The organism is Paenibacillus typhae (genome assembly GCF_900099765.1).
GTDB classification, from domain to species: Bacteria; Bacillota; Bacilli; order Paenibacillales; family Paenibacillaceae; genus Paenibacillus_AQ; species Paenibacillus_AQ typhae.
Genome location: NZ_FNDX01000017.1, coordinates 1 through 11,870 on the forward strand (window position 1 = coordinate 1; position 11,870 = coordinate 11,870).

The following is an 11,870-nucleotide window of genomic DNA, read 5'->3' on the forward strand; positions in this document are numbered from 1 at the left end:
GGTGTGAATCTGGTGCCTGAGCAGGAAGTGAATAATCCGCTGCCGGGTTCGGTGTAACTCGCCACGGGCAGCCTCCCGGGCCCGGATGAGGTCTCGCAGGGCTTCGATTTCTGGAGTCGGAACATGGATCGCGGTCAATTCTCCGGCACGATGGAGCTGGGCCAGCCGTTCGGCATCCCGCCGGTCGGTTTTCACGGCATCGCCCGGACGCTGTGGAATCCGTGAAGGGGCAATGACGGTGCAGGAAATCCCCATTTTTGTCAGCCAATGATACAAGTCATACCCGGTCGGTCCGGCCTCATAGCAGACTTCCAGCGTAACTTCCTTGCTTTGGAGTTTACGCATCAATCGTGCCACGGCATCGGGAGTATGGGCAATGGCACTATGATACCGGGCAGGTTCCCGGCCCTCATCTGCAATGGCCACCGCAATTTTTTCTTTAGACACATCCAAACCGACGTATTTTATGGTATTCTTCATAGTAACAGCTCCTTTCGCATGTAGCTCTGAAATGGTTGTCCTTACTCCCATTTTAACCTACGGTGTGCGAACAGGGGCTGCCTTTCGTTCATCATAACTTAACGTAATGGAAAGCGTGCACGCGGATAGGATTTAAGCTGCATAAAAAAGGCCGCCGCCAAAGGAATGGAGATTCCTGAGGCGGCGGCTTTTTTGGGGGTGCTGCATTAAGGCAGGATGAACAAGATTAATCGTTCAGCAGCTTGCCGGCCCGCAGCAGCCGGGCCAGTATGACCGCCGCTTCGGCACGGCTGGTGACGGCCTGCGGCGCGAAGCTGCCGGACGGCCGTCCCTGCATAATTCCGCCGGCGGTCAGGGTGTTCACCGCTTCCTGTGCCCAGGAAGCGATGCCGGCAGCGTCGGTGAAGCTGCCGGTGGCACTTGGTGCTGCGGCGGTGGCTGGCGTTCCGCCGCCAGCGGCAGGTGCGGCGTCAGGCAGAGCTGAAGCTGACTGTACCAGCTTCAGCGCTCTGGCGGCCATCACCGCCAGCTGCTCCCTGGTGACCGGAGCGTCCGGACGGAAGGTTCCGTCCACGTAGCCCTGCACCAGGCCCAGATCAGCAGCCGCTCTGGCATCGGCTGCAAACCAGGCGCCGGCCGGCACGTCGCTGAAGGCGGCGGCGTCAGCCGCAGCCTCCGGCAGCAGGCCGAGCGAGCGCACCAGCATGGCCGCGAATTCGGCCCGGCTGACGGTCTGCTGAGGCGCAAAGCTGCCGGCGCCGCTGCCGTTCAGGATGAGCTTGCCGGCCAGTAGCTCAATCTCGGTCTTGGCCCAGTGGCCGGAGAGATCGCTGAAGCTGACCGGGTGCAGCGCAACGGCGATAACGCCTCCGGCTGCGCTGCTCTTGACGGTAACCTTCGTTACTCCGCCGGCCGTCTCGAACAGGGCCGGCACATACCGGAAGGTGCCGGTCTGTGCGTCGTACAGCAGCGCTGCAGCGCGGTCTGCACTGACCGCTTCCTCCACGGTCAGCGTCCGCTCTGCGTAAGCAGCGCCGAAGCCGCTGACCGGCACGGCGGCTGCGCCGCTGCCGCCGAGTACGCTCAGGGTGAAGCCTGCCGGCACACCCTTCACCGCAAGGTCCTGCTTGCCTGCACCGGCAAGCAGCTTCTCAAGCGCTGCGCCGCTAAGCGGAGCCAGCGCAAATTCCAGCGTGCCGTCCGCAAGGCCGGCCGCTTCAAGCACGCTTTCCGCGCGTTGCAGCGGAAAGCGGTAGGACGCGCCGCCGCTCGTAACCACGAGCACGGCGCCGGGCACTGCCGCAGCCGCGCTCCGCAGGGCGGCTGCACTGAAGCGCGCCGTGCCGCCGGCACCGGCAGCGACTGTGATCTCGCGCTGCCCTGCGGCAGCAGCAGCGCTCAGGCGGGCGTCACCGTCCGCCGCAGCAGCGCCAGTTCCTGCGCTGCCGCCGGAGCCTCCGGTGCCGCCGGGACCGCCGGACTGCGTATCGTCCGGCTTCAGCACAGTCAGGTCATACACCCGTGAGCTGCCGTTCACGCTCACAGTCAGCAGGGTATTCCCTGCTGCAGCAGCCTGCAGCCTGCCGTCCTTAAAGCCGGCTATACCGGCTTCCGCGAAGCTCCATTCAGCCTGCGCAGTAATGTCAGCACCTGCCTGATCCAGCACCTGCAATTCGGCAGCCGTGCCCTGCTTCAGGGTAAACGGCCCCTTCTGCCCGTCAGCCAGCTTAACGGTGAACGGCTTAACGGCAGTAGCAATACCCTGGTTCTTCTCACGGACAGTGAACCCTGCAGCCGGATTAGCCAGCAGATTCATCCGTTCCCCGCGGATAACCAGATTGTCGATAAGCAGGCCCCCGGTGAGCTCCGGCGTCACTTCCACGCCGCTTGTGCCTGCTCCATCAATGATGTTGTCCGTGAGCACCACACCGTCCAGCTTCATATTGCCGTGCGCGACCAATCCGGAATACGTACTGTCCAGTATGGTATTGCCGCGGATCTGCACATCGGCATTCAGATTGCTTTCGCCCGCATACAGCCAGATGGCCCCCAAGTTGACGCCATAACCGGAATCATAGCTGCCGGTGCGCAGCAGCGTATTGCGCTCCACCACGGTAGTCCCCTGAAATGGTTCAGCCGAGAAACGGGTAGATACAGCAATACCTGCACCGTTGGTTACGGTGTCTTTGACGACATTATCCTGGATTTTGTTGTCCCGGCCGCCAAAGACGACGATATTATCAGCGAGCCAAGGCAGCGCAACGGTATTGAAGCGGGCTGTATTATTAAAGCTCGGCGTCCGCTCGCTGCCGTTAACGCCACTCAGCTTGTCATCGGTAAAAGACCACATGGCGATCCCGTCATCTCCCGGATAACGGATGTCGCTCTGCTCCATCATGCTGTTGCCTGTGCCCACGGCAAAGTTAATGCCGTCCGCCATCAGGTTGCGGATGCGCAGGCCGACCATATGCAGGCCGTCTGTCCGGGCTTTCTCGCCTCCCGGCTGGGTCAGCCATAATCCGGCCTTCGTATGCTCGATCCAGACATTCTGGATGAGCGAGCCCTGCCCGAACGCCCCGTGAAAAGCGTTCGTAACCGCCTCATCGTCACGCACATTAATCCCACCCTCGATCAGCAGATCATGCACGCTAATCTTGCCTCCGTGGCCGTAGAACTTGGCCCCGCTCAGTGTGGTGTACCACATCCCTGCCCCGCGGATGTCCGCATTGTCCAGGTCAAGCAGGCCGTTGCCGACATTAAAGCTGCCTGCCGGGAACCAGACGCCGCTTCCGGCTGCTTCCGCCGCAGCCAGCGCAGCCTTGAAGCCGGCAGTATCATCGCCCTCATCATCAGGGACTGCGCCGTAATCGGTCACAGACAGATACCCTTCGGGCATCTCCAGTGCAGGGGCAACCTGCTCCAGCTCTGCCAGATCAATAACATAAGAGGCTGCCTGATCCTGCGCACTTTTCTCCAGACGAATCACAGCGCCTGCCGGAGCTTCACCGATCAGGGCATGAACCTCATCAAAGAAGCGGTGACCGCTGCCCTGCCTTGGATCATTTGACCATGGATAGCTGCCGTATTCCCACGCATACTTGGAGGTCAGGCTCAGCTCCTGCCGTTCGCCGTTCACCAGCAGTGTCAGCGTCTCCTCTGCCCCCGCCCCGTCCGGACTGTCCGGGATGGAATAACGGAGCACGATGGAATTCGCCGCCTCTGCCAGGGTGAACTCGATGTAGTCCCCTGTATCCTTGAGAACTACGGCCTGCCTCCCGGAAGCTTCTGAGGCTACGCTGCGGTATTTGCGCGACGGGCCAATAAGCTCGCCGTTCGTAACCGCATGCTCTGCCTCATAGCTGATATAAGGAACGGTAGCCCCGCGATAGGCTTTGGCCACACTTTCCCGAACTGTGACACTATCAACGGATACTTTGCTCCAGCCTTCACCTCCGCTGCTGAATGTAACTGTATTAATACCGGCCCTCAGCAACAGCTTTACAGTTACCGTGTGCCAGTCACTGGCAGCCGTCAATGCGGCTGTGCCCTGCGGAAGCCCGTTCACCGTTACATCCAGCGCCGCATCGGCAGAAGCTGCATATTTATAGCGAAGTACCGCGCTGTACTCTCCGTCCTGCTGTGCATTTACAGCAAAACGCAGCAGTCCGTCACCGTGAAAGGCATCTTTGCCTTGATACACAATATCTCCGGGCACCGGCACAAAGCTCCATTGCTCATTCCCGTCCACTGCGAACACTGCGCTGCGGTCCGCACTGCTTATCCGCATGAAGCCAAGCTTCTCCTCCGTAACCCACTGCGAGGCCTCCCCGCCGCCGGAAGCCAGCTCGGCAGCACCTTTATCATCGAGTGAGAGATAATGCCCTGTCTGCACATTTTTAATCCTTTTGCGGCCGTTAACATCCTGCACCAGCCACTCAGCCTTGGCAGACAAGTCCTTGCTGTCTGCATAAACCGGCCGGCCATCCTTCTCTGCCAGCACTTTCCCAGCCGGTGCTTGCGGCACGATCCTCACAAGGTTGGTGTCATCCTGAACCGGTGTGGAGGTATCGCTGTTCCGCGCCTCACCGGCCGGCCTGTTAAATCCGGCCGGCGCTGCTTCCAGCGTCCACTGCGCGGATGCTTCGCTGTCCAGCAGCAGGGCACGCTCGGCATAGCCGGTTTTATTCCTCAGATTGATCAGTTCATCGTCATATTCCCCGTACAGACTTCGGATCAGATAATTCCGGTAATCTGCAGCCAGACTGACTTTCCAGGATGAGCCACCGTGCGTATCCGGCTCAGCGCTGCTTTCCAGGAACGAATAATCCCCGTTCAGCGTCAGATAATGACCGGTAGCCCGGTTCACAATGAATTGACCGCCCGCTCCGCCCGAAATCGTCCAGTGAGAGTAACCATTATCCGCCGCAGGCTGTCCGTACAGCACTACGCCATGCTCATTCTCATAGAGGTAGTCGCCGGTCTGCGCATTCTTGAACCTTATCGGATCAGCCGGAACAGCCGGCGGAGCTTCTGTTACCGCTTCGGCGGTAAACTGTGCACTGTCCATACCGGCGGCTCCGGCAGACCTGCTGATCCTAATGACCGGCTCGCCGTCCGTACCGGATGCACCGTACAGATAATGGCCCGCCCAGGCGCTTTTAATAGTAGAAACACCAGATGGCTGCATATCTACCACCCAGCGGATGCTGGCCCAGACATCATAGACCGTCTGCTCTGTAGGTACAGCCAGCTCAGGGCTCTCCTGCTCGATCGCCTCACCGAAATTCTGCAGCGAAAGATATCTGCCTGTGCCCCTGTTCTTAAGCTTCACCGCCCCGCCGGCTCCCGGGATTTCCTGCAGCTGCCAGACAAAGCTGTCATCCTCCAGGTCAAGCGTACCGTACGTCGCCTGGCCTACTGTCACGTCAACATCAGCGGCTTCCAGCTTCGTTGTCTGCTCGACTAATTCCCCTGTCTCCGCAGTCAGCGTACTCTTTTGCCCGGAGTCTGCAGCCTGCACCTCTACCCCGGGTTGCCGGACATACACATCCTCCGTAACCGTAGCGCTGTGTTCTGCCAGCTTCCGCCCATTCTCCTGCACAGCCGGAACAGGACCGTCCTGCAAATACTGATCTTCACCGTTCACACGGTTCAGCTTGAACCGGAACAGATCCTGCTTCTTCTCCGTCACCGCGACGAATCTCCATTTCGGGCTGCCCCAATCCGGATTAATAATGCCGTACTCGGCATATTTGGTCAGGTTTTGCAGGGAAATATATTTCTCAGGCCGTTTGCCCGGCTCCTTGTCGAGCACACTGGAAATAACATAGGTGCTGTCACCGGTATTTTTCCCGGTCCAGATATAGGCCTGATCCACGTTGGTTTTATCCGCCAGCGGGCTCACCTGAATATGTCCGTCCGGCATCTGCGCTATATTGATGTAGTGGCCGGTCTTGCGGTTCTTGAACAACTTGCGGCCGTTATACTTTTCCACCAGCCACTGGTCAGAGCCGTCCTCCTGCATATTGCCGTATTTCAGCAGCCCTTCCTTGCTCTCGTACCAGTAAAAGGACTGCCAGCCGTTCTGAATCCGGTAATAATGCTCGGCGTTATCTGTTGGAGTGCTCGGGTCCAGCAGCTGCCACTGCGCCGCAAGTGTACTAGCATCCGTTCCGGCACCGGCACCGCCTCCTGCCAGTATCGCCAGATAGACGCCCGGACTCTGCACATTTTCAATCGTCTGATAATCATCGTAATCGTCAGATTCATTGAACACCCACCGGTCGGAAAGCATACTTTCGCTGAGCGTGAGCGCTTTTACCGTATCCCCTGTGTATGAGAGATAATGGCCGCTCGCCGCATTGCGTATCCGTTTATGGCCGTCATAATCCTCGGCATACCATAAATAGCTGTTCTCATTTGCCGCATCCGGCGTAATTGCCCCATGCGCTAACGTTCCGCCCGAAGCTTCATAGAGGTAATCCGCCGCTGTCTGCGCATCGGTATAGGCCGCTATCCGTACAGGCTGCAGCCCGGTAACCGGTACGATCGACCACTGTGCACTGTGATTGCCTGCCCAGCCCGGCCAGTTGTTGGAGCGTACATTATTGTCGTCCCCGTATTGCGGATTCAGCCACAGCTCTTTGCCCCCGTCTGTCAGCCCGTAGTTGCGAAGTGTGATATAGCCTGCCCCGTTTTCACCGGGAGCTGCCTCCTGAACCCATTCGCTTAATCCTTTGTCCGCCGGATCCATAGCATCCGCAAAAACACCAAACCAGTGCTCCGCGTTCTGCTTGATGTAATGCCCTGTCGCACGGTTGCGGATGGTCAAGGTTCCGGCAGCCTCACCCGGCTCCAGAAACCACTGCGCGGCCTCATTGTCCAGCGCTGCTTTGCCGTAGAGGACTTTACCTTCCTCTTCATACATCACCTGCCCGGGACGCATCCGGCTCTCCAGCCGCACGGCAGGCGCTTCGCCCAGATCAATAAAAGCCCACTGCGGACTCTCAAAGGTCACATTGATATCCGAGCTGACCTGGGCATAGCCGAGCTGATTTTCCTGATGGATGACCAGCTTGCCCTCGGGTGCGGTAGCACTGCGGATGACCATGTACCCGCTTCGGTTCGAGAGATCAATCAGCCACTGTTCAGATGCGCCCCCTCCACCTGTACTAGCCGCTGCTTTCAAGGAATCCTCTTTGCCGGCATTACCGGCGAGCGTGATGTAGTGGCCTGTCTTGACATTTTTGATCCGTGATACGCCCTCCGCGGTTTCCACATTCCAGTGCGCAGAGGTATCTGCCGGATTCGTCATTCCGTAACGGACGATCCCTCCGCTGGTCTCGTAAAGATAATTGCTTTTCCACTTATTCTTGATCAGGACTGTGCCTGCCGGAATTTGCCCAGCCCCAGTCCCCCCGATACCTGCAGCCTCCGCCGGACTCCCGCCCGAGCCAAAAGCAGACAAATCCGGCAGTATAAGCAGCAGCACCAGCAGCCCCGCCACCAGTGACCTGAACCGTTTCATAAATGCGCCCCCTCTAAGCCAAAATGGACTTCCCTTCCATCTTAGGTTGACAGCGTTTGCAAAACGAGGTGTGATTGTACTCGGCACAGGTGTATTTTTACGGAAATCCGCCGGGCCGGGCAGGGTGCTCTCTATCGTATAGCCTTTTATTGGAGCCAAAAAAAACAGCAGCCCTGGAGAAGCAACGTTCACCTCGTCCGGACTGCCCTATATTATAGAAGGAACTTTATTTTCACTCCAGCCCAGAATGTTTGTTTGCATTCAGGAGAGCGTTTACCGCATAATCATTACCAGATGAAGGTAATCTTCATTTATATACGTTTGTTACCTGGAGGCATTCATGAAGAACAAGACGGATAAAGTTGAAAAAATCGATAAAATCGAAACCCCGAAAATCACGGACCCTGCTCTTTTGCCGCTGCAGCCTATAGATGCTCTGCAGACCAAAGAGGAATACAGCCGCTGCCAGATCAGTGATATTCAACTGGAGTATCAGGAAGCCGAGAAGGTCTCTTTTGACAAGGTATTATTCAAAAATGTAATGATCAGCGAATCCTCGCTCCGTGCCATTGAGCTGACGGATGTGATCTTTGAGAACTGCGACCTCTCTAATGTAAATTTCAGCGAAGCGTTCATCCACCGGACCGAGTTCAGACATTGTAAAATGATCGGCACCGACTTTACCCGCGCCCGCTTCCAGAATGTCTCTGTAATTGATTCACTCTGCGATTTCGCCAGCTTCCGGTTCGGCAAACTCAAGCTTACCGCCTTCGGGCAGTGCTCGCTGAACAATGCTGATTACTATCAGGCCGATTTTCAGAAAGTCACGTTTGAGGAATGCAAAATAGACCAGGCCGTCATGGCCGGAGTCAGGCTGAAGGATACCGATCTGAGCAGCTGCGAATTCACCGGACTGCTGGTGGACCTTGAGGACCTGCCGGGCTGCGTTATTTCTGCGGAGCAGGCGGCTTCTTTTGCCGGGCTGCTTGGCCTTGTCATTAAATAACGGATTATTTGCCGGCTTCAAGCGTCAGCAGCTTCAGCTTGCCGGCACATTTGCCGCAGCGGTAGCGTGCCGGATCGGCCCGCCGTTTGCGCGGGTATTCCATGGCACAGGCCGTACACACCAGCTTGTACCGGTAAGGCTGCGGCTTACGCGCCTTGGCTCCGGGGAGGGTCTGACAATAGCGGCTGCCGCCGACTTTGGCCAGCAGGCTTTTAAAATCGGCATCCCGGTGCATATATCCCCGCTTCGCCAGGTGCAGGTGATAGTGGCAAAGCTCATGCTTGATGATTTTTTCCGTCTCCTCATGCCCATGGATGGCAAGCTGCTGCGGATTAATCTCTATATTATGGCTTTTGGTAAAATACCGTCCGCCCGTCGTCGTCAGTCTGCTGTTAAAGCTGGCCTTGTGCCGGAACGGCACGCCGAAGCTGCTGAGCGATACCCGCTCAATCCACTGCTGCAGCTCCTCGTTGCTCATACTGATGCTGGTACTGGTCATAGCGTCCGCCCCCTTTTTAAATAAGCAAAATAACATCACCACTTGAATTGTAACTTGCCCATAGGCTACACTGTCAAGAAGGAAGACAAGTACGGAGGGAGACATAGGGAATGCCGAAAATGCGGTATGTAATTTTGCAGCAGCACCAGGAACTGCAGTTTGTAGAAATGCCTGAGGAGTATGCGTACCAGCTGAGTGCGCTAAATTTGCGACTGAACAAGGAGATTGCCAAGCTGACCGCTGACAATGTGCCGGATCTGCCGCTGGCGGTTGCGGAATGCGACGCGCTGGAGCTTTTGCGTGAAGGGGATGTGCTGGAATCGGGGCTGGGGTATATTAACCGGCTGGAGAGCGCTTTTGCCTCCATACAGGAGAAGGAGTACCCGCTCATCTCGCTGCTGACCGAAATCCGCGCCCTGCAGGCGCAGCTGGAGCAGTGGTACGAAGAGGAAGAAGAAGGCGTGCATTAAGCTAATTTTGTAAAAGCTGTTTCAGGTAGATTGTTCCCCGCCGCCGCACCTTTGGGCGCCTTTGCCCATATGCTATCTGTACATAGGATGCATGCTCGTAAGGAGGGGTACACTTGCCGCAGTGGCTCTGCAATCAGCTAATGAAGGCTTATTTCAAAAAAGACCGGCGCCAGATCAAGATGCTCAACGAGTGCTGGTTCTTTTACCGTAACTCCGGCGACTCCCGGGACTTTGTCCAGCGGGATGTATAGTTTGGAAAGCAAAAGCCGTGTCTACCATCAGGTAGGCGCGGCTTTTTGGTTAGGTATTCCCTGCTCGCAGCTGACGTCAGCATGTTGAAATATGGCGAGTGTGTCCGCTCCCCCTCTAATTAAAACATCGGGAAGACGTACCGCACCAGGAAGAACAGGATACCAAAGATAATAATGATATAGGCGGCGTATTTAATAAAGGTGGATGCGACAGCGCTGGAGTCCGAGTGCTTGCGTACCTCCGTGCGTTCAACCTCAACACTTCTGTCCTTGTAATTCGGATCCATCATCAATCTCTCCCTTCGATTATCAAGCTGTTATGACATCCATTAACCCCGGATTTTTCTTCTTGAAACAAATAGCCGCACTCCGCGGCGCCCGAAATGTAGTCAGGCGTCAGGAGATGCGGCTTAAAGATTAGCGAGATTTACAGTACACTGAAAAGTCTTAGTTAAAGCTGCGGGTTGCTGGCCAGGAGCCTTGCAGCTTGCGGATCAATACAATTTGGCCGGTATGGTAGCAGTCATGCAGGATCAGGCTCATGACTTCTTCACCAGGAGCATGTCCCGAGCCGCCCCAGTCATATGCCCCCTCTTCGAGGGCTTCGATAATCTCCCGAAGGGATGCGTGAACCGACTTCAGCTTGTTAACGGCCTGTGTCCACGCCTCCTCCCCGCTCTCTGATACAGTAAACGTGGCATCGTTGCTCTCCAGATCCGGCAGCTGCGGCAGTCCTTTGAGCTTGCGCAGCAGACGCTCCTTGTAATAAGTCAGATGATTCACTGTCCCCCAGATCGAGTTACCCGCTTCACCCGGCCTCCAGACCGCCTGCTCTGCATTGACACCCTCCAGCGCATCACTCAGCGGCGGCGCCCAGTCCTCGGTGTCCATGGCATAATCCCAGTTTTGCAGCAGTACTTCGCTGATTTTGTTTTGCATGATATACCTCCTGCGGGTTAATTAATGGTTACAGTAAAGTGCTTAGTACATTCCATGTCCATTGTCCAGTATTTAGTATTCAGCTCGGCCATATGATTCATTCTTTCGTAACCACTTAAATCCATAAATAATAGTTACAACGAAAATATAGCACAACTCCAAAACTGAATCAAGTAACTAGCAATACTTAGTTTTAACTGTTACAATCAAGGGAACAATGAGTTGCGGAATAAGTTGCGGGAGGAGGAATATACAATGCTCTGGGATGATTACATTAACAGCTATTGGCGGGACTGGCGGACCGGCGACCGGAGCCTGGACCGTGATCGTTTGGATGATCCGCAGTGGCTGGCGGAGTGGCTGGAGCAGCACGGGCTGCCGGCAGCTGCACCGGCAACCCGGGAGGAATTGCGTGAGCTCAAGGAGCTGCGCAGCTTGCTGTGGTCGGCGGTCCAGCAGTTCGTGCGGGGAACTGCTCCGGATCAGTCACTGCTTGACCAGCTTAACAGCTATATGGCGGCAGGTCCGGTTATCCGGCAAATTGTCCGTAGTCCGGACAAGCCTCCAGAGCTTACCCTCCTGCCGCAGCGCAGCGACTGGGGCCAGATCATGGCCGAGATCGCCGCCTCTTTTACCGAAGCTCTACTGGAGAAGGAACTTTCCCGTATCCGCATCTGCGACAACCCCGACTGTCTCTGGGTCTACTATGATGATACACGCAACCGGTCGAAGCGGTACTGCGATGATAAATTGTGCGGGAATCTGATGAAGGTGCGGCGGTTCCGGGCGCGGAGGAAGGCTGGGGAGTAGATTTTTTATCGCTTTTTCTGGAGTGCAGCCGGATTGCCGCGATAAGTTTACTCTCACAGCACATACTTCATATGTATTGCTGATGTCTTGAACTGCCGTAGTCCTATTGTACTAAAACCCCTTAATAGCCTTTCCCTTCCATTAAACATTTTCATCAACTACACCTCCTAAATACCTTCAAGCATGACGAGTCACACATTAAAATGATCCTGCCCGTCCGCGTAACCAATGGGTTTTTTCTTACAACTGCATCCCATGCACTCCAAACGAAGCGCAACTCAAGATGCGCAGTAGACGCAAACTGCGTAACAAATACTATGCTTTTTTCTTCTGAATCAACTTCTCAATATAAATCCAAACATAGTAAGTAATCCAAAAAGCCATCGCC

General features: G+C 56.0%; 9 protein-coding genes. 4 read left to right on the top strand and 5 right to left on the bottom strand.

The features are described 5' to 3' along the window. Positions 1-480: IS110 family transposase (locus BLR64_RS30800; RefSeq protein WP_167360689.1), on the bottom strand; the 480-nt coding region annotated here is incomplete at its 3' end. A gap of 226 nt (positions 481-706) precedes the next feature. After that, positions 707-7,507 (bottom strand): S-layer homology domain-containing protein, encoded by a 6,801-nt coding sequence (locus BLR64_RS15205; RefSeq protein WP_090715386.1) that lies wholly within the window; start codon positions 7,505-7,507, stop codon positions 707-709. A gap of 340 nt (positions 7,508-7,847) precedes the next feature. Between BLR64_RS15205 and BLR64_RS15210 the strand changes: the two genes are divergently transcribed. Continuing rightward, on the top strand, positions 7,848-8,513 hold the full coding sequence (locus tag BLR64_RS15210) for a pentapeptide repeat-containing protein (RefSeq protein WP_090715388.1): 666 nt from the start codon (positions 7,848-7,850) through the stop codon (positions 8,511-8,513). 4 nt (positions 8,514-8,517) lie between these two features. Here the strand turns inward: BLR64_RS15210 and BLR64_RS15215 are convergent, their stop codons facing one another. Next, on the bottom strand, positions 8,518-8,991 hold the full coding sequence (locus BLR64_RS15215) for a SprT family protein (protein WP_090715538.1): 474 nt from the start codon (positions 8,989-8,991) through the stop codon (positions 8,518-8,520). A 131-nt stretch (positions 8,992-9,122) separates the two neighbouring features. Between BLR64_RS15215 and BLR64_RS15220 the strand changes: the two genes are divergently transcribed. Further along, on the top strand, positions 9,123-9,482 hold the full coding sequence (locus BLR64_RS15220) for a hydrolase/acyltransferase (protein ID WP_090715390.1): 360 nt from the start codon (positions 9,123-9,125) through the stop codon (positions 9,480-9,482). Positions 9,483-9,595: 113 nt separating this feature from the next. Then, on the top strand, positions 9,596-9,733 hold the full coding sequence (cmpA, locus tag BLR64_RS15225) for a cortex morphogenetic protein CmpA (RefSeq protein WP_090715392.1): 138 nt from the start codon (positions 9,596-9,598) through the stop codon (positions 9,731-9,733). A 119-nt stretch (positions 9,734-9,852) separates the two neighbouring features. Here the strand turns inward: cmpA and BLR64_RS30335 are convergent, their stop codons facing one another. Both BLR64_RS30335 and BLR64_RS15230 read right to left on the bottom strand, forming a co-directional pair. Beyond that, positions 9,853-10,023 (bottom strand): hypothetical protein, encoded by a 171-nt coding sequence (locus BLR64_RS30335; RefSeq protein WP_156123784.1) that lies wholly within the window; start codon positions 10,021-10,023, stop codon positions 9,853-9,855. A 157-nt stretch (positions 10,024-10,180) separates the two neighbouring features. After that, the gene (locus tag BLR64_RS15230; protein WP_090715394.1) at positions 10,181-10,672 is read right to left on the bottom strand and encodes a DinB family protein; all 492 of its coding nucleotides are present in this window, start codon (positions 10,670-10,672) and stop codon (positions 10,181-10,183) included. Between the two features lie 255 nt (positions 10,673-10,927). Here BLR64_RS15230 and BLR64_RS15235 point away from each other — a divergent pair, with 255 nt between their 5' ends. Continuing rightward, entirely contained in the window at positions 10,928-11,482 is a 555-nt protein-coding gene (locus BLR64_RS15235) for a CGNR zinc finger domain-containing protein (protein WP_090715395.1), read from the top strand. The last annotated feature ends 388 nt before the right edge of the window (positions 11,483-11,870 follow it).